The organism is Megasphaera hexanoica (assembly GCF_043520715.1).
In the GTDB taxonomy this organism is placed as follows: Bacteria; Bacillota; Negativicutes; order Veillonellales; family Megasphaeraceae; genus Megasphaera; species Megasphaera hexanoica.
The window spans coordinates 1,639,515-1,664,421 of the sequence record NZ_CP171361.1 but is presented as its reverse complement, the minus strand read 5'-3'; the positions used below and the strand labels follow the sequence as shown (position 1 = coordinate 1,664,421).

General features: G+C 51.7%; 26 protein-coding genes and 3 tRNA genes. All 29 read right to left on the bottom strand.

Annotated features, from left to right (window positions below; translation table 11 throughout):
• Positions 1-24: 24 nt before the first annotated feature.
• The 29 genes from ACGTIC_RS08170 to ACGTIC_RS08030 all read right to left on the bottom strand — a co-directional run bounded on the left by ACGTIC_RS08170 (position 25) and on the right by ACGTIC_RS08030 (position 24,886).
• Entirely contained in the window at positions 25-447 is a 423-nt protein-coding gene (locus ACGTIC_RS08170; protein ID WP_059077431.1) for an Rrf2 family transcriptional regulator, read from the bottom strand.
• An 18-nt stretch (positions 448-465) separates the two neighbouring features.
• Positions 466-885: a biotin/lipoyl-containing protein gene (locus ACGTIC_RS08165; RefSeq protein ID WP_059077430.1), complete on the bottom strand. Its 420-nt coding sequence runs from the start codon at positions 883-885 to the stop codon at positions 466-468.
• Between the two features lie 31 nt (positions 886-916).
• A complete protein-coding gene (locus ACGTIC_RS08160) occupies positions 917-1,414 on the bottom strand; it encodes a hypothetical protein (protein ID WP_113855988.1) in 498 nt (165 codons plus the stop codon).
• A gap of 14 nt (positions 1,415-1,428) precedes the next feature.
• The gene (locus tag ACGTIC_RS08155) at positions 1,429-2,958 is read right to left on the bottom strand and encodes an acyl-CoA carboxylase subunit beta (RefSeq protein WP_113855989.1); all 1,530 of its coding nucleotides are present in this window, start codon (positions 2,956-2,958) and stop codon (positions 1,429-1,431) included.
• Between the two features lie 287 nt (positions 2,959-3,245).
• Positions 3,246-3,791 (bottom strand): hypothetical protein, encoded by a 546-nt coding sequence (locus tag ACGTIC_RS08150; protein WP_113855990.1) that lies wholly within the window; start codon positions 3,789-3,791, stop codon positions 3,246-3,248.
• A gap of 91 nt (positions 3,792-3,882) precedes the next feature.
• Positions 3,883-4,962, bottom strand: a complete 1,080-nt coding sequence (locus tag ACGTIC_RS08145) for a hypothetical protein (RefSeq protein ID WP_113855991.1) — start codon at positions 4,960-4,962, stop codon at positions 3,883-3,885.
• A 15-nt stretch (positions 4,963-4,977) separates the two neighbouring features.
• On the bottom strand, positions 4,978-6,522 hold the full coding sequence (locus ACGTIC_RS08140) for a hypothetical protein (RefSeq protein WP_059077425.1): 1,545 nt from the start codon (positions 6,520-6,522) through the stop codon (positions 4,978-4,980).
• Between the two features lie 14 nt (positions 6,523-6,536).
• Complete coding sequence (locus ACGTIC_RS08135) at positions 6,537-8,024, bottom strand: AAA family ATPase (RefSeq protein WP_075582294.1); 1,488 nt, start codon at positions 8,022-8,024, stop codon at positions 6,537-6,539.
• Positions 8,021-8,998 carry a YafY family protein gene (locus tag ACGTIC_RS08130; protein ID WP_162816258.1) on the bottom strand — a complete coding sequence of 326 codons (978 nt, stop codon included), beginning with the start codon at positions 8,996-8,998 and terminating at the stop codon, positions 8,021-8,023. Before ACGTIC_RS08130 ends, ACGTIC_RS08135 begins: the two co-directional genes overlap by 4 nt.
• 155 nt (positions 8,999-9,153) lie before the next feature.
• On the bottom strand, positions 9,154-10,566 hold the full coding sequence (gene gnd, locus ACGTIC_RS08125) for a decarboxylating NADP(+)-dependent phosphogluconate dehydrogenase (RefSeq protein WP_113855993.1): 1,413 nt from the start codon (positions 10,564-10,566) through the stop codon (positions 9,154-9,156).
• A gap of 35 nt (positions 10,567-10,601) precedes the next feature.
• The gene (locus ACGTIC_RS08120) at positions 10,602-12,143 is read right to left on the bottom strand and encodes a gluconokinase (RefSeq protein WP_372237437.1); all 1,542 of its coding nucleotides are present in this window, start codon (positions 12,141-12,143) and stop codon (positions 10,602-10,604) included.
• Positions 12,144-12,194: 51 nt separating this feature from the next.
• Positions 12,195-13,109, bottom strand: a complete 915-nt coding sequence (locus ACGTIC_RS08115) for a dihydroorotate dehydrogenase (protein ID WP_059077420.1) — start codon at positions 13,107-13,109, stop codon at positions 12,195-12,197.
• On the bottom strand, positions 13,109-13,864 hold the full coding sequence (locus ACGTIC_RS08110) for a dihydroorotate dehydrogenase electron transfer subunit (protein ID WP_113855995.1): 756 nt from the start codon (positions 13,862-13,864) through the stop codon (positions 13,109-13,111). Before ACGTIC_RS08110 ends, ACGTIC_RS08115 begins: the two co-directional genes overlap by 1 nt.
• 122 nt (positions 13,865-13,986) lie before the next feature.
• The gene (locus ACGTIC_RS08105) at positions 13,987-15,450 is read right to left on the bottom strand and encodes a sodium:alanine symporter family protein (protein ID WP_257536515.1); all 1,464 of its coding nucleotides are present in this window, start codon (positions 15,448-15,450) and stop codon (positions 13,987-13,989) included.
• Between the two features lie 345 nt (positions 15,451-15,795).
• Positions 15,796-15,872 (bottom strand) — tRNA-Arg (locus tag ACGTIC_RS08100).
• Positions 15,873-15,881: 9 nt separating this feature from the next.
• Positions 15,882-15,955, bottom strand: a tRNA-Gly gene (locus ACGTIC_RS08095).
• Between the two features lie 7 nt (positions 15,956-15,962).
• Positions 15,963-16,039, bottom strand: a tRNA-Pro gene (locus ACGTIC_RS08090).
• A 54-nt stretch (positions 16,040-16,093) separates the two neighbouring features.
• A complete protein-coding gene (locus ACGTIC_RS08085; protein ID WP_075582289.1) occupies positions 16,094-16,591 on the bottom strand; it encodes a metallophosphoesterase in 498 nt (165 codons plus the stop codon).
• A complete protein-coding gene (locus ACGTIC_RS08080; protein WP_059077416.1) occupies positions 16,588-17,178 on the bottom strand; it encodes an XTP/dITP diphosphatase in 591 nt (196 codons plus the stop codon). Before ACGTIC_RS08080 ends, ACGTIC_RS08085 begins: the two co-directional genes overlap by 4 nt.
• Before the next feature lie 20 nt (positions 17,179-17,198).
• Positions 17,199-17,882 carry a coenzyme F420-0:L-glutamate ligase gene (locus ACGTIC_RS08075; protein ID WP_059077415.1) on the bottom strand — a complete coding sequence of 228 codons (684 nt, stop codon included), beginning with the start codon at positions 17,880-17,882 and terminating at the stop codon, positions 17,199-17,201.
• 13 nt (positions 17,883-17,895) lie between these two features.
• Positions 17,896-18,438 (bottom strand): hypothetical protein, encoded by a 543-nt coding sequence (locus tag ACGTIC_RS08070; RefSeq protein WP_059077414.1) that lies wholly within the window; start codon positions 18,436-18,438, stop codon positions 17,896-17,898.
• Positions 18,439-18,499: 61 nt separating this feature from the next.
• Positions 18,500-18,922 (bottom strand): thioesterase family protein, encoded by a 423-nt coding sequence (locus ACGTIC_RS08065; protein WP_059077413.1) that lies wholly within the window; start codon positions 18,920-18,922, stop codon positions 18,500-18,502.
• A 185-nt stretch (positions 18,923-19,107) separates the two neighbouring features.
• A complete protein-coding gene (locus tag ACGTIC_RS08060; RefSeq protein ID WP_075582286.1) occupies positions 19,108-19,452 on the bottom strand; it encodes a YkvA family protein in 345 nt (114 codons plus the stop codon).
• Between the two features lie 14 nt (positions 19,453-19,466).
• Positions 19,467-20,336, bottom strand: coding sequence for a hypothetical protein (locus ACGTIC_RS08055; RefSeq protein ID WP_113856553.1), 870 nt, complete (start codon positions 20,334-20,336; stop codon positions 19,467-19,469).
• Between the two features lie 49 nt (positions 20,337-20,385).
• The gene (locus ACGTIC_RS08050) at positions 20,386-21,138 is read right to left on the bottom strand and encodes an SDR family NAD(P)-dependent oxidoreductase (RefSeq protein WP_113855996.1); all 753 of its coding nucleotides are present in this window, start codon (positions 21,136-21,138) and stop codon (positions 20,386-20,388) included.
• 11 nt (positions 21,139-21,149) lie between these two features.
• Positions 21,150-21,926, bottom strand: a complete 777-nt coding sequence (locus ACGTIC_RS08045) for a TSUP family transporter (RefSeq protein ID WP_113855997.1) — start codon at positions 21,924-21,926, stop codon at positions 21,150-21,152.
• Positions 21,927-21,939: 13 nt separating this feature from the next.
• The gene (locus ACGTIC_RS08040; RefSeq protein WP_113855998.1) at positions 21,940-23,253 is read right to left on the bottom strand and encodes a divergent polysaccharide deacetylase family protein; all 1,314 of its coding nucleotides are present in this window, start codon (positions 23,251-23,253) and stop codon (positions 21,940-21,942) included.
• Between the two features lie 88 nt (positions 23,254-23,341).
• Positions 23,342-24,496: a glycosyltransferase gene (locus ACGTIC_RS08035; RefSeq protein WP_075582283.1), complete on the bottom strand. Its 1,155-nt coding sequence runs from the start codon at positions 24,494-24,496 to the stop codon at positions 23,342-23,344.
• 111 nt (positions 24,497-24,607) lie between these two features.
• Positions 24,608-24,886, bottom strand: coding sequence for an HU family DNA-binding protein (locus ACGTIC_RS08030; protein WP_059077406.1), 279 nt, complete (start codon positions 24,884-24,886; stop codon positions 24,608-24,610).
• Positions 24,887-24,907 lie beyond the last annotated feature (21 nt).

Below are 24,907 nucleotides of genomic sequence, written 5' to 3'. Positions count from 1 at the left end.
TTCTTCTATTTCTGCATCTCCTGCTTATCTACCCTTTTTGTCTTTATCCATTTCATGCTGCAGACGCACCAGATCCTGCAGCGTAATGTGATCGACGACATCGTTGATAGCCGTAGCCAGTTTCTTCCACACATACTCTACAGCGCACGGCGGCAGATCAGGGTTGATTTCCGGTACAGGTGACAAATCACCTTCCATCAGACGCAGTATTTCACCTATGGTAAACTCTTCAGGCGGCCGTGCCAACCGGTAGCCGCCAGCCGGACCGCGGGCACTGAATACCATGCCGCCCCGTCCCAAACGTGTGACAATCTGTTCCAGATACTTCTCGGAAAGATGCTGGTGATCCGCTATCCCCTTGATGGAAATATAGCGGGGCTCCTGTTCGTGCATAGCCAGTTCCAGCATCAGACGCAATGCATAACGACCACGGGTAGATATTTTCATGGAGATTACCTCTTCTCACTATTGGGTAATAACGGCTAAGATATCTCCTGTCTTAACGTTATCACCGACCTGGACACGGATTTCATGAAGGGTTCCATCAGCTGTGGCAGTAATATCGTTCTGCATCTTCATCGCTTCCAGTACGACCAGTACATCACCTCTCTTGACTGACGCACCACTTTCTGCCTTGACTGCGGAAATCTTGCCCGGCATAGGAGCTTTTACCGTGATGGCTCCTTCCGGAACCGGGCCTTTGGGAACAACCGGCGCTGCCGGAGCCGGCTGGGCTGCCGGTGCTTTCTGTACAGGCTGCGCGGCTGGAGACGGTGCCGGAGCTGCAGCAGGAGCAGCCGGCGCAGCTGCCTTCTGAGGGGCGCCAACTTCTTCTACTTCTACTTCATAGGTCTTGCCATTGACAGTTACGTTAAATTTTTTCATTATACTAATTCCTCCTGGAGTCCAATTTCTCTTATCTCATACCAGCCAGACGGCCTGCCATGACCCAGCCACGGCTCTGATGCGGCCGGGTTGTATCCCGCCGTATCGACCGGATGGCTGCAGGGCTGTAACCGCAGGCGGCAACGGCAGCCATGATGACGGCTACGACTTCAGGCGGTATTTCACTATCCGATGGGACGTCTTCTATAGCATCTGTTTCCGGCTCTTCCACAGAGGCAGTCTGCACCGGTTCTTCTGCCACAGTTTCCGCCACTTCCTGCACAGCCGTTTCTGCCGGTTCTACAGGAGACGAAGCTGCTGCCAGAGAGGCCGGAGCCGCAGCCAGTTTTTCTTCTGCCGCGTTCAGGCGTGCCTGAAGGCCATCCCGTTCTTTCTGCAGGGCTTTTACATCCGCAGCCAGCGATTGAATCTTGCTGTTTAAAATATACCAGCCGAGCAGGAGCAGCACAGCCAGGGCAATCAGGGCCGCTAATACGAGTTCCATCGAAATGGCTGATGTTTCTTCCATGACCTGATTCCCCCTTATAACGGAATATTACCGTGTTTCTTCTGCGGCCGGTCTTCCCGCTTGCTGTAGAGCATAGCCAGGGCATTGATGATGCGCGGACGCGTTTCTTTCGGATCGATGACGCAATCGACGTAGCCGTGTTCCGCCGCTTTGTACGGTGTCAGGAATTCCTTGATATATTCCTGTTTCTTGGCTTCCTTGTCAGGATCGCGTTTGAAAATGATGTCAGCTGCTCCATCAGGTCCCATGACGGCGATTTCCGCTGTCGGCCAGGCAAATACCATGTCGGCGCCGAGCTGGCGGCAGCACATGCCGATGTAGGCGCCGCCGTAGGCTTTGCGCGTGACGACCGTCACTTTGGGAACCGTCGCTTCGCAGTATGCGTAGAGCAGTTTGGCACCGTGGCGGATGATGCCGCCGTGTTCCTGATTGATGCCCGGCAGGAATCCTGGTACGTCCACGAAGGTGACGACAGGGATATTGAAGGCATCGCAGAAGCGGATGAAGCGGGCAGCTTTGTCGGACGCATTGATGTCGAGGCAGCCGGCTAGGAATTTAGGCTGATTGGCAATGATACCCACGCTCTGGCCGTCGAAACGGGCAAAGCAGGTAATCATGTTCATGGCATAGTTTTCCAGCACCTGATAGATTTCCCCGTTATCGACGCAGGATTTGATGACATCAACCATATCGTAAGCTACGTTGTCGCTGTCGGGAATGATGGAATCGAGGGATTCATCCATCCGTCCGGGATCATCGGACGAATCGTATACGGGAGCTTCTTCCATGTTATTGCTGGGCAGAAAATCGAGCAGGTATTTAATCTGCTCGATGCAGTCCGTTTCGTTTTCACAGGCAAAATGCGCCACGCCGGAAATGGTATTGTGCGCTACGGCACCGCCCAGGTCTTCTGCCGTCACTTCTTCCATAGTGACCGATTTGATGACCTTCGGTCCCGTAATGAACATGTTGCTCGTGTTCTTTACCATGTAGATGAAATCGGTCAGGGCCGGACTGTAGACGGCACCGCCGGCACAGGGTCCCATGATGACAGAAATCTGGGGAATGACTCCGGACGCCTTGGTATTATTCATAAAGATGCGGCCAAATCCGGAAAGGGCATCGACACCTTCCTGGATGCGGGCACCGCCGGAATCATTGATACCGACAATGGGAGCTCCCATTTTGAGTGCCATTTCCTGTACCTGGCAGATCTTGTGGGCATGCATTTCCCCAAGAGAGCCGCCTTCGACGGTAAAATCTTCTGCATAGGCAAAGACGAGGCGGCCATTGACATTGCCGTATCCCGTGACGACGCCGTCGCCGGGGATTTCCTTCTTTTCCATGCCAAAATTGGTGCAGCGGTGATGGATAAACTGGCTGATTTCGGTAAAACTGCCTTCGTCAAAAAGCATATGCAGCCGTTCCCGGGCTGTCATCTTCCCTTTTTCATGCTGTTTATCAATTTTCTGCTGGCCGCCGCCCATTTCTATCGTATCAAGCTTCTGATGCAGGAGCTCAATCTTTTCCTGAACTGTTGCCATAATGCACCTCCAATACACTTTATCGCATAGTTATTATATTTTATCATATTTCCCATGTTTTTACTACAGTTATTCTCTATTTATTATAATACTATTTTACTCATCATTCCACAAAAATTTGTAAATACGTACGCCATATCATCATAAGGATACAAAAATACCGCGGCAACTGGCATACAATACCAACTGCCACGGTAGAAAACGGACTCAACGTATAAAAACTCTGAATATAAGCAAAGCCCCCTCAGTCAGCATAGCTGACAGCTTCCCCTGCAAATAATCTCTTCCTACTGATGGAGGAAGAAGGTTTTTCCTTCTTCTGTTTCACACGTAAGGTCGCAGTCGGGAGACAGGGTATGGCCATCGAGGATGTAGACGACGGCACGGCACCAGTCACGAATCATCGCTTCGGTGAAGTGCAGGAGGTAGGCCACGTCCACAATATAATCCAGCTGATCATTATAAATGCGGTCATCGATGGCGGCAAGCATAAAGAACCAAAAAACTGTATCGTAGGGAGCAGACTCGGGAACACGGATATCATAATAGCTACTGCCAGTAGCATTGGGCTTAGAAATAGAGAAACTATTGTTTTGAACATAACCATATACATTATTTCCCATCTCACACCGGGAAAAAATAGATTCTGCTACTAACATGTTGATATAGGGATTATCGACGTATGAAGAAAGCCATTCAGGACCTACAGGAACACAAGGAATACTTGAAGAAGACCTATAAGGCCATAAATATTTTTGCAGTCGTTCGACGGTTGTTTTAAATTTTACAATCTTCATTTGCGTTACTTCTGCGTTCTGTTCGTTATCTGCCATGGGTATTCTCTCCTTTATTCTGTCTGTACGTATGTCTATTTTGTCTCATAGCCAGGATAGCTGATTTCCTGTATTTTCTGTTATGCACTCCTTATAGCCGGTCGAGGAAACGCTGGAAGGCTCCTTCTTTTCTGCAGGACCGGGCTGCCAATATGAGAGGGCGCGTCGAGACGTCAATATCAAAAGTCGCCCGTCCCAGTTCTGCCTGGGCCGTATCCAGCAGGCAGTGTGTCGAGACGTCGATATCGAAGGTCGCATGTCCCAGTTCTTCCCGGGCTGCATCCAGCAGGCGGTGTGTCGAGACGTCGATATCGAAGGTCGCCCGTCCCAGTTCTTCCCGGGCTGCATCCAGCAGGCGGTGTGTCGAAACGTCAATATCAAAGGTCGCATGTCCCAGTTCTGCCTGGGCTGTGTCCAGCAGCTGCCTCGTCGCTACGTCGATATCGAACACGGCTGCTCCCAGTATATGCTGGGCTTCTTCGTACAGGACCGCTGCTTTTTGCTGCTGTTCGTCATTCAGCTGGCTTTGAAAGGCCTCGGACACGACGTACGGCTTATCCTGTTTATGGTTCTGCCGTACTGGTTCCGGTGGTTCTTCCGGTATTCTCAGCTGTTCCGGCAGATCAGCCTGTTCAAAGACAATTCCCTTTTCTTCCAGTTCGTCGGGCGATGCAGCGTCAATCTGGATGCGGGGCCTGCCGAGAATGCCAATATAGGTCCGCTGCACCACATCAGCCGGCACGGTAAATTCCTCACCGCATAGGTATATGACCGGTACGCCGTCACCGATGAGCTCATCCAGATCTCCCTGGGTGAAAGCTGTCGTTTCCCCGTGCTGCCAGATGGATTCATCGGCTGTCATCTGCCGCAGCAACGCTTCTTTTTCCTGCCGCCGCTGCATCCGTGTCACATCTACAGTCGTTTCCTTCGCTTCCCAGGCGACACCCAGGAGATGGCACAGCTGCTGTTCCAGATCCGGACTTTCCGCCGGCAGAGACTCTACGGACGCGGCCAGTTCATCAAAATACCGGTCCCGCAGCCATTCTGCCAGTTTGCCGTCGAGAAAATATCCCAGTACATGGGGCCAGTCGAAATGGTCCCGCAAATCTTCCAATGTCCGCACTTTGGCCCCGTCGGCCATGGTGAGGGCATATTTTATTTTTTTTACCATAGGTACACTCCTGCATCAGAAAAAACTAAAAATGCTCTTAAGGCCGTTCTTGATTCCTCTGGCAACCGCCTTTGCACCGGAATACAGAGCATGGCCCACGCTTTTGGCGACGCGGACAGCCGTTTTGGCAACGGTTTTGACGCCGCTGTACACGGCTTTTCCCACAGTAGAACCGGCCAGACAGCCGGTCAGGCCGCCTACGATGCCACCTACGATGGCACCGACACCGGTCCCGATGACGGGGATCCACGAAAGCATGGCGGCTCCTGTAATGGCGCCTTCAACCATACCGATACTGCCGGCGATGTATCCGCCAACGGTCGATACGGTGACGCGGCCCATGGCGTCGATAGCCTCCATAGCCGTCAGTTCTCCCTTGGCGGCACGATAGCAGATTTTGACCTGTTCGATACCGGCCCAGGCCAGGGGCGTCAGTACCGCAACCGGCGTCCCTCTGGCCAGTAAGGGAATGAGATTTTTTTCCACACTGACTTTGAGAGCCCCGGCGGCAGCCGCCTTGATTCCCGTATCGGCGCCGGTCGTAATGGCCGTGCGGACCACTTCTTCGCCATCGATTTTTTCTCCCTTCAGAGCTTTTCCCGCCAGATGGAATCCTGTGGCCAGAGCTGCGCCGGAAATACCGGCCAGAGCCGCCTGTTTGCCGATATGCAGGGCCAGGGAACGGGTATTGAAGGAATTCCAGTTGTCCTGAGCCAGCCGGCGTCCACGCTGGACGCGTTCCTGCATGGCCTTGGCCTGTTCTTTGCCCAGTGGCCGGGACTGGACGCCATCGGGGCTTTCTATCGTATCGGACACGTGTTTCCCCGGCGAGACGCGCTGACGGACTTCACTTACCTGCCCTTTCGGCACCAGGGCGCGCTGGCCCCGGTAGTCGCCGTGCTCCAGATAGGAGGCCGTAGCATCGGCATTGCGGCCAAATTTCAGCTGATAGCGCCGTACCGGTGTCTGCACCTTCAGACGGGTATCGCGGATGACGACATCGACGGAATTTTTTCCATAAGTTGTACCGTCAGGCTGGAGTACATCCGCACGGTACGGGGAGTTTTCCAGTGCCGCCGCCCGGTTGAAGGAATTGACCTGTTGCTGTTCGGCAATGAATCCATCGAGATTTGGGTTCATATTGACCGTGCCATTCTGTTTCATGATTACCTTGAGCATGGCCTGATTGTTATCAGCCAGTACGTCGTCTATGTGCTGCAGATACTGGCCCATAGTCGTCACGCCGACGCCGACAGATGCCTGCTGCACTTCATCAGCAAGCCACGATTCCTTTGTCTGCCCCGCCGCACAGGCCTTGTCCAGTGACGTCTTGCGCGCTTCAGCCTGTTCTATTTCGCGCACGATGTCCCGGCTCATAGCGGCTATGTCGTCCTTACTGTACGATGGAAGCTCTTTGCCCAGTGTTTCCGTCAGCCACTCCTCGGTGCTCACGGCCGGGTCCTTTGCCCCGTAAGAACGGAAAAACCGTTCCATGACGGGCCGCATTTGCCGTACCATGTCTTCGCCGCTCGTCTGACGGGGCTGTTCTTTTTCTTCCATGATTTTGCTCCTTTCTATGCCGAAGCATTTTTGAACTTCCGTTGTTTATAGAGAGATTCCATCTTTTGCAGGGAATCTTTCATGATTTCCTTCAGAGAATGCGTCTGGCTGACTGCCTCCAGGATGCCGTCGGTCGTAATCGCATCTTCTCCTTTGGCAAAAGCTGCTTCGATGCTGTCCTTGACGACGCCTTCGATATCGGCGCCGCTGTAGCCGTCCGTACGGGCTGCCAGCCGGTCCAGGTCGATACCTTCCAGATCGTCGGGCCGCCGTTTCCCGATGTGGATGGAAAAGATTTTTTTCCGTTCTTCCTTATTGGGCAATGCCACATAGAAGATTTCATCGAAACGGCCTTTCCGCAGCAGTTCCGGCGGCATATTGGCGATGTTATTGGCCGTGGCCACGACAAAGGCCTGACTGTCTTTTTCCTGCAGCCACGTAAGGAACGTTCCGAACAGACGGGTTGTCACGTCTGCTGCGCCGCCGCTGCCACCGACTCCGGCAAAGGCTTTTTCCAGTTCATCGATCCAGAGCACACATGGCGCAATGGCTTCGGCCAGGCCGATGGCCTTGCGCATATTGGCTTCCGATTCACCGACATATTTGCCCATGAGGCGTCCCATATCGAGGCGCAGCAGGGGAACACCGAAGAGCTTGGCCGCCGCCTTGGCATTTAAGGATTTGCCACAGCCGGGCATGCCGGCAATGAGAACGCCTTTGGGCATATCGACACCAAAGGCCGCCGCGGCCTCCATATTGCGGAAAATCTTTTCCTTTCTCTGGAGCCATTGTTTCAGGCTTTCCAGTCCGCCAATATCGTCCATGCCTTCTTTGAGGGGAATCATTTCCAGTATGCCCGATTTCTGTACGACCTGTTTTTTCTGTTCCAATATGAGCGATAAATCAGACCGGGTGATTTCCCCGTCGTCGGACAGAGCCAGTGCCAGGATGGTATTGATTTCATATTCCGACAGGCCCTTGAACATCTGGGACAGTTCGCGGATGAATTCCGGCAGCATGTCCACTTCCTGATCGTGGCAGAATTGTTCGATGACGCCGCGGATATCCGATACAGTCAGGTAATCGTCGTGGAGAATGGTCAGGAAGGGATCGAGTTCTCCGGGAATGTAGACCTCAGAAGACACAATGACAATATTAAAATCGGGCAGGGAGCCATTGCCAATCCGCCGGGCCAGGTATTTCAGCAGTTCGATGACGGCCATCTGATCTTTGAAAAGGGGTACGTCTTTGAGGACCAGAACGGACCGCTGCAGGGACAGGGGGTCATCGATAAGTGTCCGCAGGATATCTTCCAGCGGCGCTTCGGCCTGCATGAGTACCTGGTTTTCAAAATAGCCGCGCACATTCCATTCCTCTATTTTCCGGCCGCCGGCAACGGACCGGATAAGGTCATCGGCTTTATCTTCTTCATACGTATCGAGGTAAATAATGGGAAATCCTGCATCCATATAGCGGATGAATTGTTCTTTTATATGCTTCATGTCGGGCAATCCTCCTTACTATCAGTATAAGCGTTTTGTATTTTCTGCAGTGTCTGGATAAAGGCCTGCCGGAACGGTTCCGGCCCGATAATGACGATGGCATCGCCCTGCATGAGGAGCCAGCGGAAAAAACCGGGAATGCTTACGGTCACTTCCACCAGTACGGTCTCCTCTTCCCAAGAAAGTACCGTGTGAGCGGGGATTTTATCGAACAGGGCTTCGGCCGCCCGATGCTGACAGCGCAGGGTCAGACGGACTGGATTTCCACCGAACATAAAGGGCGTCGTCGAACGCAGGCGGCGGAGAGAAAAGTCATTGTCTTCCGGGGAGAATCCGTTCCCGGGAAGGACATCGAAGGAACGGATGCGGTCGAGGCGGAAAAATGCCGGTTCCTTGTGAATCGTCCCTTCCACGGTGGCGATGAGATAAAAATATCCATCGGAAACGACGACTGAGAGGGGAAACACGATATGCGCCGTCCGCATGTCATCGCCGCGGCTGTAATGAAGGCAGATTTTTCTGTGGTCCCGTATGCACTGCTGCAGGTCCCATTGGGTCTTGATGATGGCCTGATGATGAGACGGTTCACGATAGCCGTCAAGCTCTTCTTCCAGCAGCCGTGAAAATTCCATTTCATCCCGGGGCGACAATAATCCGCACAGGGCCTGTACCAGCCCTTCCATCTCATCGAGACGCAGTGCCCGGCTGCCCAGCAGGATTTTCAGGATGGTCAGTGCCTCCATGCTCTGCAGCGGCCGGTGCTGATAGTGGTTCAGGATATAGGACCCCTTCTGCCGGTCCCAGAGAAGTACGACCGGGCTGCGGGCTTCGGAAAGGACGGCGCGGATGGACTGCATATCCCGTTCGATGGTTCGTTCTGTCGTATTAAATTCCAGTGCCAGATTCGTCTTATTCAGCCATTCGTGTTTCAATAAACGGCAGAATACGAGAAGTATCCGCTCAGCTTTATCCATACTCTCTCCTTTCATCCCTATAGTATCATAAAATTACGACACATATTGTCGCTGTATTCATAAACAATTTGTAACATATTATAACATAAAATGGGGCTTTACATGCAAAAATCCCTCAGGATATACGGTGCTCCTGAGGGATTTCACTAAGACTGTTATTTTTCGTAATGTTCGTGCCACTGATGGTGAAACGTGCCTTCCCGGTCGGTGCGCTGATAGGTGTGGGCCCCGAAGTAATCCCGCAGAGCCTGTATCAGATTGGCTCCGACGCGGGGACTGCGGTAGGCGTCGAGATATTCCATGGCATTGGCAAAAGCCGGGATGGGAATGCCTTCCTGTACGGCCAGGCAGACAATCTGGCGCAGGCTTTCTTCGTTGGCATTGATTTTATCCAGGAAGAATTGGTCGAATATCAGGTTTTCCAGATCCGGATTCTTTTCATAGGCTTTGGTAATCTTATTGAGGAACTCCGCCTGGATGATGCAACCGGCCCGGAAGATAGAGGCAATACGGCCGTAGTCGAGATCCCAGTGGTACGTTTCCGAGGCACTGCGGTAGAGTGAAAATCCCTGGGCGTAGGCCACGATTTTCCCCGTATACAGACTGCGCCGCACGGCTTCGATGAATTTTTCTCCTTTTACAAGCTTATGTTCCGGCCCGGAAATAACCGTTTCAGCCATGTGCCGCTGAGACAGGTTGGACATGACGCGGGCGTTGCAGGCAGCGGTGATCATAGAAATGTCGACGCCCTGTCTCAATGCTTCGATGCTGGTCCAGCGGCCTGTCCCCTTCTGCCCTGCCGCATCGACGATTTTGTCAATGACCTGTCCGCCTGTTTCGTCATCTTCGGCAAAAATATCGGCGGCGATGCCGATGAGGAAACTGTGCAGTTCGCCCTGATTCCACTGGTGGAAAATATTGGCGATTTCACTATTCGTATAGCCGCCGACGGTTTTCAGCAGCAGATACGATTCGGCAATGAGCTGCATATCCGCATATTCGATGCCGTTATGGACCATCTTGACATAATGGCCGGCGCCATCACTGCCGATATAGGTGCAGCAGGGTTTGCCATCACTGGCTTTGGCTGCAATGGCTTCATAAATGGGCTGGATTTCGGAATACGTGTCTTTATTGCCGCCGGGCATGATGGACGGGCCGCGGCGGGCGCCGGTTTCCCCGCCCGATATACCCATGCCATAAAAATGGATGCCCTGCTTGCGGCAGTATTCATAGCGGCGGCGCGTATCACCGAAATAAGAATTGCCGCCGTCGATGAGGATATCCCCCTGGTCGAGGAGAGGGATGAGCTGGTCAATCATGCTGTCTACGGGCTTTCCCGCCATAATCATGAACATGATTTTCCGTGGCCGTTTGAGAGACGATACGAAATCCTGCAGGCCGTAATAGGCAGTAATATGATCATGGGGCCGTTCTTTGACAAATTTTTCCGTCAGATCCGGTGTGTAGTTATAGACGCTGACCGTAAATCCATGGTCTGCCATATTGAGAGCCAGGTTGCTGCCCATGACGGCCATGCCGACAACGCCGATATCATGTAAATCCATTGTATATTCGCTCCTTTATCACGGACTTCGTCCGGTCAGATTTTTTTCTGGTATTCTGTAATTTCTGCAAATTCGTCCTGCAGTTTCAGATACAGCCGGGCAAAAATACTGTACAGCTCCCGGTATGTCGCCACGTTTTCGGCTATCGGTGTATATACTTTCTTTGCATGGACCAGATGGGCCGTGTCGGCAATGCTCTTTAGTCTGCCGCTGGCAATGAATCCCAGTGTCGCCGCGCCGAAGGCTGCTCCCTCGCTGTTGTCGGGGAGAGTCAGTTTTTCGTTTAGCACGTCCGACAGGATCTGCAGCCAGAGGCGGGATTTGGTAAAGCTGCCACTAACGCGGATATCGCGGATATCACCGAATTCCCGGAGGGCCAGCATGACGCTGTTCAGGCTGTAGCAGATTCCTTCCATGACGGCCCGGATGATGTGGGACCGGCTGTGATTGAGGGAAAACCCGAAGAACATGCCCCGCAATTCCGAATTCCAGTAGGGCGCCCGTTCCCCTGTAAAGCAAGGCAGGCAGATGAGGCCGTCGGCACCGGCATCGACGTGTTCAGCCTTCATGGTCATGAGGTCATAGGGGTCGATGTCCAGGTCTTCCAGCTTGCTGCCGCCGTAATGGCAGATTTTGTCGCGTACCCAGCGCAGGATCATGCCGCCGTTATTGATGGCGCCGCCGGCAACCCACATGTCATCGGTCAGATTATAGCACCAGGTGCGCATCTGCGGATCCGTCTTCGGCTGTCTGGTCAGCATGCGCAGAGCTCCGCTGGTACCGATGGTCGCGCTGAGCTGGCCCGGCTGGACGGCACCGATGCCGACGTTGACCAATACGCCATCAGTAGCGCCGATGACCACGGGAAGTCCTTCCGGCAGATGCATGGTCCCGGCGGCTTTGGGTGCCAGCGTGTGCATGTACGTCGTGGAAACGACAGGCGGCATATACGACTTGTCTATCCCAGCATAGGAAAGGATTTCATCGTCCCACTGGAGTGTCCGTTCATTGTACATGCCGCTGGTACTGGCCGTCGATTTATCGATGACCCACTGACCCGTCAGATGATAAAAAAGATAGTCTTTGATGGATCCGACGTATTTCATCTGGCGGAACAGGTCCGGCTGATGGCGTTTGAGCCAGAGAACCTTGGCCAGGGGATAACAGGCATGGATGGGGCAGCCCGTCCGTTCGTAAAAAGAATGGCACAGGACCGGATCTTTTTTCATATCACGGACTACATCGGCACTGCGGCTGTCGGCCCAGGTCTGCATATCCATGAGAGGTTCCAAGTGTTCGTCAAGACCGGCAAAACTGTGCATGACCGTGCTCAGGGCAATCCCTGCCAGTTCTTTGTTTTTATACCACAGCTGGGCCGCCGTCTTGCTGATGACTTCTTCTACCGATTCGTATATCTGAAGCGGACTTTCTTCGGCCCAGTCCGGGTGGGGCGTCAGGAGCGGGTAAAACGCTTCGGACGAGCACACATTCGTACCGTCTTCCGTATAGGCAATGGCCCGCACGCCTGTCGTTCCTACGTCGACGCCAATCCATACTTCCTGATTGGATGATTCCATACTCATGATTATCTTCTCCCTTTCCGTTTATCACAGATTTTCACTCATGGTTCAGACCACAAGGGCTCCTACGATATCGGTAATATGTGTAATGCCTTCTTCTTCGCAATACTGGGCCATCCCCTCAGCAATTTCCTGTACCGCCCGGGGATTGACAAAGTTATAAGCCCCTACGGCGACGGCACTGGCTCCGGCCAGCATGAATTCAATTGCATCCTGCCAGCAGGCAATGCCACCCAGGCCGAGAATGGGAATCTGCACGGCCTTTGCTGTCTGCCATACCATGCGCAGAGCAATCGGTTTGACGGCAGGACCAGATAGGCCTCCGGTGATATTACCCAAAAGAGGGCGCCGCGACCGGATATCAATGGCCATCCCCGTCAATGTATTGATGAGGGACACGGCATCGGCACCGGCCGCTTCCACGGCTTTCGCCATGACCGTGATATCTGTCACGTTCGGTGATAATTTTACAATGACCGGCTTTTTCGTATGAGATTTGACCTGTCCGGTTACGGCAGCGGCCGCTTTAGGGTCGGTCCCGAATACGATGCCGCCTTCTTTGACATTAGGGCAGGAAATATTGACTTCCAGGCCGGCTACGCCATCGACATCGAGGGCTTCCGCCAGCTGGCCGTATTCTTCAGCCGAACCGGCCGAAATATTGACAATAATGGGAGTTCCCATCTGTTTTGTCCGCGGCAGGATGTCCCGTTTGAACGCATCGAGACCGGGATTTTCCAGACCGATGCAATTGAGCATGCCCGACGGCGTTTCCGCCACCCGTACACCGGGATTACCCGCCCTCGGCAGGGGCGTAATCCCCTTGGAAATGACAGCGCCGATTTCACTGAGGTCGAGGAAATCACTATATTCCACGCCAAATCCGAATGTACCCGAAGCTCCCATGACGGGAGTCTTCATAGGAATACCGGCGAATGTAACGTTTAACCGATCTGTATTCATTAAAATACCTCCTTCGCCGGAAATACCGGTCCATCTGCACATACCTTATGCCGTCTGCCATCGATTTTGCTGGCAAAGGTACAGCCGAGACAGACGCCGATGCCGCAGGCCATGCGTTTTTCCATGGATACTTCACAATATACATCCGCTTCGGCCGCAGCTTCTGCAATGGTCTTCATCATCACCGTCGGGCCGCAGACGGAAATGCGGTCTATGGCATGTTCCTGAAAAATTACAGGCAGTGCCTGTACGGCAAATCCTTTTATTCCCCGGGACCCGTCATCAGTCGTCACGTAGATATATTCCGCATAGGGTTCAAAAAACCGTGTCCAGAACGTTTCTGCCGCCGTCTTGCCAGCCACGAGGACCACCGGATGATCCAGCCTTTTTGCCAGGAAAATGAGCGGTGCCAGCCCGACGCCGCCCCCAGCCAGCAGGACCTTGCCAGGGGAAGTCGTAAAGACGCCATCTCCCAGAGGACCTTCCACATTCAGCACATCACCGGGATGCAGCCGCGATAATTCTTCCGTTCCCGTACCGACGATACGGTAGATAATCGTGACCGTACCCTCTGTTGACGTATCGACGATGCCAAAGGGACGGCGCAAAAAGGTCGTACCGCCATCATAGTGTACGTTGACAAACTGCCCCGGCCGTGCTGTCCGGGCAATCTGCGGCGCATGGAATTTCATCTGCCATACGGCAGGAATAATCGCTTCGTTTTTTAGTATTTCAGCTTGCTCCACATATTTCATAAGCAATGCCTCCTATAAAAAGTTTCCCCGGATTTCTCCTTTTCCTATTCTACCATAGATAGAAAGAAAGTAAAAACGCCCTGCATGAATATTGTGTTCACACAGGGCGTATCCTATACCTGTTATTTATGTTCGACTTCTTTTTCCATATTCAGGGTAACTTCATCACGCCAGATACCGAGTCGGGCCACACAGTCAGCAGCCGATGCGTCCCACTTTCCATCTTGGAGGCGCTGTTTGTAATCGTCTACGAGAATCTTGACTTTGCCGCTCAGAAGGAAAACGACAATGAGGTTGCAGACGACACATGTGCCATAGAAGAAATCGAAGGAAGACCACAGTGTCTTGGCTGCTCCGATAGCACCGACAATAGCCCAGGCACAACCGATGGCATAGTAAATTTTGATCCATGCGCCTTCAAGGCCCAGGGAGTTGAGGCAGATACCGCCATAATATACGTTGACAACACAGGTCGTAAAAGCAAAGAAAGTAATGATGACTGAAATAAATACAGCACCGACAGCCACACTGCCAAAGGCAGAGGAAAAACCAGCTGTCGTAAGAGCAGCACCGGAAATACCCGTATTCCACAGGCCCGAGGTCATAACGACCATAGCCGTCATCGTGCAGACGACGATGGTATCGAAGAAGACTTCAAAAATCCCCCACAGGCCCTGTTTGACCGGATGGTTGACCGATGCCGACGAATGAGCCAGCGGAGCTGTACCCGTACCGGCTTCGTTGGAATAAATACCACGGGCCAGGCCCCAGCGGACGGCCAGCATGACCGTGCTGCCAGCAAAGCCGCCCGTTGCAGCCGTACCGGTGAAAGCATCTTCAAAAATCATAGCAAAGGCCGAAGGAATCATGCTGGCATTGACGATGATAACGAAGATAGCACCGACGATGTAAATGACAGCCATAAACGGAACGACGAGATTAGCGAAATTGGAAATACTCTTGAGACCGCCCAGGAGAACTGCTGCCATTAGGACAGCAACGGTGATGCCGACGATATACGGATTGACAGCAAAGGCTGTATTAATGGCATTGGAGATTTCTGCTGCCTGGATAGACGGGGCAAACATCATGCCCGCTGCCATAACGATAGCCCAGATAGCCGACAGCCAGCGCCAGTTTTTGCCGAGACCGTTCTTGACATACCAGGGGAAACCGCCGTGCCAGACACCGCTTACGGGATCTTTTTCACGATAAGCCAGGCCCAGGGTAACTTCTGAGAACTTGACGATCAGGCCCAGCATGGCGATGAACCACATCCAGAAGACGGCACCGGGACCGCCCGTTGCGATAGCGACGGAAACGCCGGCGATGTTGCCAACACCCAATGTCGAAGCCAGAGCCGTACAGGCCGCCTTAAACGGCTTGATATTGCCGTCACCAGACCCTTTGTCAAAGATTTTGCCAAAGGTATTCTTCATAACATGGCCAAAAAAGGCAAACTGGAAAAAGCCGAGACGGATGGATAAGAAGACGGCTACAAAGGACGTGCCGATGAGCAGCGGCCAGCCCCAGATAAAATCAGCAAAAGCCATCATCCCTTTTGCAATCAAACCAAAAAATTCCATACACATTGCCCCCTCATGCAATTATTGGAATTCTCGAATAAAATAATGATGATATCTGTAAAAGCGGAACGATACCGGCCGAGAACCCCCCAGAGATACGATATGACGTTCCTTTAAGAATGTGAAACAACACACTTACTATAGCACATTATCAAGCTCTTTGTAAATATATTTTTAGCATACTAGGACAATTTAGCTGAATATTTCTATTTTTATCTGGTAAAATACTTCTTTTTGGTATTTTGTATACAATATTCAATCAATTTTTAAGTATATATATCTTTATTTTTGCTTTGAAATACAAAAAAAGCACTCAGATAATCTCTGAATGCTTTAACTTCTTCTTGGTGACCCAGTAGGGATTCGAACCCTAGACCCACAGCTTAGAAGGCTGTTGCTCTATCCAGCTGAGCTACTGAGTCATAAAAAAATGGAGCGGGTGATGGGAATCGAACCCACGTAACCAGCTTGGAAGGCTGACGCTCTACCATTGAGCTACACCCGCGTGCAGATGGTCGGAGCAGCAGGATTCGAACCTGCGACCCCCTGGTCCCAAGCCAGGTGCGCTACCAAACTGCGCTATGCCCCGTCAACGTAAAATATTATACACGTTATCCCATCATTTGTCAAACATGAATATACATTAATTTTGAAGGTGGTAAAATTGGATATCGGCCAGCCGGCCATCTTCTGCCGTAACGATGGCATACGTCCCCTTCCGCCCGTCTCTGGGCCGGCTGATACTGCCGGGATTGACGATGACAAGGTCTTCCTGTTCCAGCAGATACTGGCGGTGTGTATGGCCAAACACAACCAGGTCGGCCCCGGCATGATGACCCCATTCTTCTAATTTCTGGAGTCTCTTTTCTCCATACCACTGGCTGCCATGGATGACCGCAATGGTAAGGCCCGCCACTTTTACAAGGCGTCGTTCCGGCACATTCAGGTCTGTCAGGTAATCATTGTTGCCGAGGACGGCATACACGGGAACGGCAGCATAGGCTCCTAAATCTTCCGCATCTTCACAATAATCTCCTCCATGTATCCAGCAGCAGACGTCAGGAGCCTGATCTACCATCTGTTCCAGGCAGGAAAAGCGGCCATGGCTGTCACTGACTAATCCGATGCGTACCACACTCATGGCAACAGCTCCAACAGTTTTTTCAGAGCCCGGCCACGGTGGCTGATCTTGTTCTTCTCTTCCAGTGATAATTCCGCCATAGTCCTTCCATAGGACGGAACATAGAATAATGGATCGTATCCGAATCCGCCTGTACCAGCATAGAAATCACGGATAAGGCCGGAACAGGTCCCTTCAGCATGGATTTCCCGTCCATCAGGCCAGATGAGGACCAGATCGCATACATAATGGGCCGTCCGCTTTTCCGGCGGGAAAGGCCGTAATTCTTCAATGAGTTTCTGGTTATTCTGTCCGTCGTCACATTCCGGTCCGGCATAGCGTGCCGAATAGACACCAGGACGACCATCAAGTACATCGGCAATGATTCCCGAATCGTCAGCCAGGCAGGGACGGCCTGTAGCCTTCATATAATACCGGGCTTTCAGGCGGGCATTTTCCACAAAGGTCGTACCCGTTTCTTCCGGCTCCTTGATATCAGAAATGACGTCATGCACAGACACGACGTCATATCCCAATGGTTCAAGAGCGCCTTTGAATTCTCTGATTTTTCCAGCATTATGCGTCGCCAGGATAATCGTTTCTTTCATAGCAGGTTCCTTCTCCATCGTTAGTTATTTTCTTTGGCAGCGGTTTCACTTTTTTGTTCCCGCACGGCCTGGGCATAATTCTTGATGACGACAATAGGCGTCTTCTGCGATGCATTGCCAAAGGGGTTATTAATCAGGATACGGGCGATTTCCTTTGGATTCAGGCCGCGGGAATGGCCCAGTACAGCTGAACGCTTAAGGTCATTGACGTCGGCCACGCAGGCGCCATAACAGCCCATGCGTTTTTTGATTGCTTCAGCCACTTCATCAGGCTTATCCGGGCCATAGACGATGCATTTATCAAAAGGCGGCATCGTGCCCGTCACGTCATCAGTCAGCGATGCCTGGCGGCATTTGGCATACCACACGCCATTTTTGCCAACCAGTTTTGCCAAAAAACCGATGATGAACCAGAAGAGCATCTTCCATTCCCCTTCAAGGTTCATCGCCGCCTGCATGCCATAGAGACTGGCCATGCTCCCTTCACCGGGTACGAAGCGGCGCATGAGACGGCACTGCCAGGTTGGTGTCAGTTCTTCCGGGCGGGTATAGCGGTGCTGGGTGATGGCGACAACGCTTTCTGCCGAGCATACAATATCATCAGGTCCGACGATATCTTTTGCATATTCTTCTATGACATCGACGATGTCATCTTTATCAGTAAGAATTCTGGTCTTTACCGGTACTAATTCTAATTCTGCCATGTCTATTTTCCTCCTATGCTTGTTCCATAGCCCGTTTTACTTCTGAAGCTTTGAGTGTAATACGGGCCTTGTGAATATACCATTCACTGCGGGAAACGACCTGATATACCAGGTCAATGGGCATATCGGGGAAGGTCTTTAAATCTTCACGGATGGTTCCTTCCTTGCTCACCAGTTCAATCGTAACGCGGATGCGGCCCGATTCACCGGGATTGATGATGACCGATTCCCAATATCCATCGTTCCGTTCAGCTGCTTTATTTGCCAGCTGGGAGTGGACAATGACCTTGTCATACTGTTCATAAGGCAACAGGGTCCGGGGATAAAAATCCATAATCGTTCCTAGTTGTTTCCCTATATTCTTAAAGGGAACTTCTGTTTCAAATACAGCTGTACCGGCAGTCAGGCTTTTTAAGGCAAAAGGCTGGCGTCTCCGCGCTTCGATGACAAACCGGGCATCCCCCTGGTGCCAGGCAAAGAGGCGGAATAACAGATACAGTACGGCAATGAGGCCGACGATAAAGATAATGATGTTCAGCAACTGATAGACAATCACGACACAAGACTCCTTTAGGTAAAATATGAAGTAGAACTAGAACAACGGCTGCAGAAACAGATCACATTTCCTGCTGATCTGTTTCATACATGGCTTTCAGCCTGAGGTACGGACCATCGCCAATGCGGGCTACCTTTCCCGTATCCTTATGGGTAAAAACATTCTGCGTCGTTCCTTCGGCCATGAGGCGGCCGTCCCGTTTCCGCAGAATACGGTAGGCATATACCATCTGAGCCCGCGATAACTTGACCAGGCGGGCTTCGATGACGATTTCATCATCGTAATAGATATTATCGATGTATTCACAGTTTACGTTTTTAATAGGAAAAAGAATGCCTTCATCCATGAGTTCAAATAAATCGACACCGGCAGCACGCATATACTCGCAGCGCGCACATTCAAACCAGCGGATATGATTGGCATGATGGGCGTTTCCCATCATATCTGTCTCGCTGAAGCGGACCCGTTCTGTTACGCTGACCATTTTCTCCACTCCTGTCTTCACTTAAACATGCCCTATTATTTTACGCTGTATAGGAGCATTTGTCAAAACTTACCAGACAAAACCTGGCGCTTTATACTGTAAAAAAGCTGCCGCAGATGCGGCAGCCTGAAACACTATCCTCGGCGGATCTGCAATTGATGCAGACCTTCCTTCCACAGAGAAAATTACCAGTCGCAGTGAGCAAACGGAAGGATACGCCGTACTTTTTCTTTATGCTCCGGTTTGATGTAAGCCGCTGCAAACTTCAGAGCCGCCGCTACGACAGCAGCGTCATCGACCCAGCCGGCAACAGGCAGAAAATCGGGAACAACATCAATAGGCAGGATGACATATCCGATAGCACCCATAAGTACGAGCCGGACCAGTTTGGGCGTATCCTTATCCTGGATGCAATAGAAGATGGCCAGGAGCTTCGGGAGGAAATGTAGTTTTCCCTTCGTTTTACTCAGAAACCGCAGAAAACGGCCTGGCGAATAGAAACGGGTAAAAAACAACAGCAATTTCCACATAGGCACACCTTCATTTATTTTTCATCAAGAGGAATCTTGGCGTCTTCTACAGCTGCCTGTACTTTTTCATCGACAGACGGTTCCGCCGTATCGGCAGCTGGCTTTTCCCCTGCCGGTGCCGCTTCTTCCTGTGTCGTTTCTTTTACATCAGCACTGTCTTCTCTGGCTTCTTCCACATCATCGAGGACGCTGCGGCGCCGTACAGAATCAATGACTACCTGGCCCTTTTCCTTGACATCGTCAAAAGCATCAATAGCAGCGTCTTTGGCAACACTGCCCCAGCGCTTCATGAAATCTACTGTTTCATCTCCGAGCGGCACATTTTTCAGTGGATTATCACGCAATTTATCTACTTGTTCACGGGCCTTGTCCTTCCACTGGGCCATCATTTCGATGTACGGGCCCATATCGGTAGGCATGCCGTCTTTCATCCAGCGCTGTGTTACCCGGCCCAGGCTGTACGTAATACCGACGGCGACAGGGACCTGCACCGCACTGAACGGAATAAGCGTCGTCAGGAGATTTCCCGCCATACGGCTGCCCATGGCACCGAGGAAGGCAATGACAGCCCGTTCAGACAGCTTGACATTGTAGACTTTGGCAATGCGGCTGACGAGATACACTTCATTTGCCATGAGGGCGATTGTGCCAACGAGGGGAGCAATGACAATGGCTCCAGCACGGGCAGCTGCCCAGCGGCAATAGGTTTCAACCTTGAGATCAGCATCGGCAGCAGAATTTTCGATAGACTGGATTACTTCCAGGGAAGCAGTCGGCGCTACAGGCGCATGGGCTTCTTTTTCAGCTTTCATAGCTGCCAATTCTTTTTTCAGGGCATCGATTTCTTCTTGTAATGCCTGTACTTTATCCATTTCATCTGACATAGGAATCCCCCCATTTTCAAAATACATTTTTCTTTATTTTCCCATGTTTTCACCAGCTTGTCAAACCGCCATCGACAGGAACTGCTGTAGCCGTCATATACGACGCTTCCCGGCTGAGAAGGAATACGATGACCTGCCCTACCTCGGAAGCCTCAGCCAGCCGGTATAGCGGGTACTGCTGGCGCAGAGACTCTTCCGTTTCGTCAGGATTCGCTTCCATCTGGCGGGACAGAAGCGGAGTCTTTACATCGCCGGGGCAGACACAGTTGACCCGTACATCATGAGGGGCCAGTTCCAGGGCAAGTGATTTGCAAAAAGACACAACAGCCCCTTTAGTCGCACTGTAGACTGAACAGCCGATATTCCCCTGCAGGCCGGCATCACTGCTGACCATAACAATGCTTCCCTGATTTTTTTTCAATGGTTCCAGCGCTTCCCGGCAGAGATATATCGTACCGTAGACATTGGTGGCAAACAGGCTCTCTACGTCCCTGGCCGCAACATTTTCCAGCAGCTGTTCTTCATAATACCCGGCCGATGTTACCAGCCCGTCCAGCCTGCCAAAATGATGCAGTGTCTCCTGAACGATACGGCAGCACGCTCTCTCGTCGCTTACATCTCCCGGCACAAACTGGCAGGAACCGGGAAGAGACTGAAGATGTGAAAGAGCTGCCCGGCCCTTTGCGACATCCCGTCCATTGATGACGACACCGGCCCCTTTTCCCAGGAGGATCCGGGCCGTTGCCAGACCAATACCGGACGTACCGCCACTGATGAGAATGACTTTATCTTTCCAGTCCATACGCATACACCTCAGAATAGTCCTAAATACTGCAGAATCAGTTTGCCTATGAGCAGGGTCGTCACAGTCATCATGACGACGCGGACGAAGCCGCTGCCCCTGCGGATAGCCATACGGGATCCAAAAAAGGCGCCGATGAAAATGCCCAGAGCCATAGTCAGTCCATAAGCATACAGGACTTTTCCCGAATAGATGAACAGGCAGAACGCCGTAACATTGCTCACAAAATTCAGCACCTTGGCATTGCCGGCAGCAACGACGAAATCAAATCCGATCATGGCAAAAGCGATGATCAGGAATGTTCCCGTGCCCGGCCCGATAAAACCATCGTAGATACCGATGGCAAAGGCAAAAGCCACAGCCTGGATCAGCTTTTTCTTCGTTTCTCCCGTATAGGTACTGGCCGCCCCAAGGTCCCTGCGGCTAAAGACGAAAATAGCTACGGCTACCAGTGCAGCAATAACCAGGGGCTGAAGCACGGCTGCCGACATATGAAGCATGAGCAGGCATCCAAGGGCAGCCCCGATGAACGTAAATGGCACGAGTTTCTTCATGAGACCCGTATCTACTTTTCCAGCCCTCATGAACTGGACGGTACTGATACCGCTGCCAAAGGTGGCAGCAAATTTATTGGTACCGATGGCATAATGGGGCGGCATCCCCATGGCCAGAAAAACAGGCAGGGAAATGAGTCCCCCTCCGCCGGCAATGGAGTCGATGAATCCCGACAAAAAGCCTCCGCACAATGTAATCAGCAAATACTCCCAGGAAAGGGAAAGAAAATCCATATTCAAACGACTCCTATTCCATCAAATCTGTGGCAAAGACCAGGTCGATGCCTTCATTATGCAATTCGTCTATCATTTCACTGATAGCCTGTGCCGTATTCCAGCGGCAATGACCGATTACGATGGCACTGCCGTTTTCACGGGCAATTTGTCCAGCCTGGCGCAGGCGGCTCTTGACAGCATCGACGCTGGCATCGTTGTCGATAAACAGGTTATTGCGGCTGGTCACGACACCCATGGCCCGGGCCGTCTGTTCCCCAACAGATGTACTATTAGTGCGGCTGTCCAGGTATGCCAGGCCGCGGCTGTTCATGACCTGCATGACATCTTTCATGATCCGGCTGTCTGATGTTGCCAAAGACCCCTGATGATTATTCATGCCGATGGCATGGGGTACCTGATCCAGGATTTCATTGGCCGTAGCTTTTACTTTGCTGTCGCTCATATCCGTTCCGATATAGACCGATTCTGATGACGGAACTCCCTGGGGCTGCATGGGCATATGAACAAAGATCTGCCGTCCTGCCCGGTAGCCGCTGTCGGCACTTTCTGCTGTATGAGATTTATACGGCATGACGGCATAGGTCAGTGGAATGGGCATAGCATTGAACTGGTTCAGGATATCAAGGCTGCTTCCGCAGTCATCAATGACGATGGCCAGCCGTCCCCGTACTTCTGACGGATGCTGTTGGCCGGCCGTGCTCTTCTTTTCTTTCACACTGGCCAGGTCCTTATCTTTTGCGTTCAGCACGGCTTTCTTTACGGCCTCTTCTGTTTCTTTCGCAGCTCCCGGTTCGGTGACATACAATTTTGTCACGACGAGATAGACCTGTTCCTTATCCAGCATGTCGAATAAGGCGATGTCATATTCTGTAATGGTATTGCTGCCAGCTTTTTTCGTATCCACCTGATACAGGACAGCTTTTCCTCCACTCTTGGCAAGTTCCCTTTCCAGACTTGTCCGCGAAAATTCTTTATCCGGTACGACTTCGACCTGTTTCGTCGTCCAGCGGATTTTCCCTCCTGTCGCCCGGCGGTTTTCTTCCCTGTTTTCTGTCTTCAGGACTGTCACTGAAGCATGTTGTGCCTTCAGCCATGTTTCCACGGCATCCTGCAGTTCGCTGGCCGGTCCGGTATAATCAGCATCGACACCATTATCCTGTACGCTGTCTATACGGGTCATTTCTTCATCGGCCTTTTTTTCCGTATTGCCGTTGAGAAACCACCAGGCCCCGGCACAGAGGGCGATGAGCAGCACCAGGACGGCAAGCGGTCTTGCCAGGGACGAACTTCCGGAAGAGCGCCGGCTCCGTTTACGTTTTATCATATGTCTTCCTCCATAGTAAAAAGCGGAGCCGCTTTCATAGCAACTATCTATGAACAGCCACTCCGGTTTCTCTCATTTCTGAATCAAATCAGGCTTTTGAATATTCTTCTGTCGTTATATCCAGTTCCGGCTCAGCACTGCCATGAAGCAGCTCCAGAACGCGCCGCCCTATGATCTGTGCCCCGTTGCGGTGGCAGGCAAGGCTTGATGCGGACATTTGCTGCAGTGTTTCCGGCGATCTGAGCAGCTCGGAAACAACCGCTGCCAGGTCATCTTTCGTTTTGACCCAGCGGGCGCAGCCCTTGCTCTGCATATAGGTGGCATTGGCTTCTTCCTGCCCGGGAATAGGACTGTACAGCACGATGGGCACCTGAACAGTAGCCGCCTCCGTGCAGGTCAGGGCTCCTGGTTTGGTAACCAGAAGGGAGGCCCGTACCATCAATTCCGGGATGTGATTGGTATAACCCAGGATTTCCACATGGTGATGCAGTTCCCGCCGCATCTGGCAGAGTTCATCGTACAAATCAGCATTATATCCTGTTACGACAGTAAAATCACCTACATCAGGAAGCTTATCCAGAACAGATAATGACTGGCGAATCGACCCCATGCCGAGGCCGCCGCCCATGATGAGGACGTTGCGCCGTCTTTCGTGGTCTTCATCCCAATGCCAGCGCTGCTGCTGGAAGGTATTGCGTACAGGAATACCGGAAACGACGATTTTTTCAGCCGCCACATGCTGCTCCATGAGCTGCTGTTTCAACTGGGACGTCGCTACACAGTACAGATCCATTTGCGGATAGACCCAGAGCTGATGGATGGTAAAGTCCGTAATGACGCCAACCAGGGGAATCTGCAGGCGGTGCTGCCGTTTCAATAAGACTGCCGCCCCTGCCGGGAATGGATGAGTAAAAACGATAATGTCGGGATTCTTGTCCGCCAGCACGCGCAACATACGGCGTTTCAATCCCCACGAAAAAAGTGTTTTCACTACCATGCCTTTTTTATAACCCTGGGAGGAATAATACATCAGATCATAAAGCATGGGAAATACATCGAGTATTTTCAAATACGTTTCCTTGACAATGTTGTCGATAGAAAGCACATCATTGGATATGAAATCAAAGTGTTCCACTTCGCATTCTGCCGGCAGGGTTTTCAGATATTCTTCTATAGCATGTGCTGCCTGAGTATGACCGCTCCCAATAGAAGCTGACATAATCAGCACTTTTTTCTTCGTCATCCTGATTCCCTCTTTCAGACGGATAGTCCTACTAAATTATATATCCATGGTACGACAAAATGCAAGAAAAGAAAAGAGCCGTTTCTGACTGCGGCTCTTTTTCTCATTGACTTATTTATTGTTAACCAGATCTTTGAGCTGTTTGCCCGCTTTGAATGCCGGTGTATTGGAAGCGGCAATCTTGATGGTTTCTTTAGTCTGCGGATTGCGGCCTTCCCGTTCTTTGCGGTGACGTACTTCAAAGGTACCAAAGCCGATAATCTGAACTTTGTCATCCTTCTGAAGGCTTTCGCTGATAGCTTCAAATACAGCTTTTACAGCTTTTTCAGCATCTTTTTTCGTGATATCAGCTTTTTCTGCTACACTGTTTACTAATTCGGTTTTATTCATTGTAAATCCTCCTTTGATTTG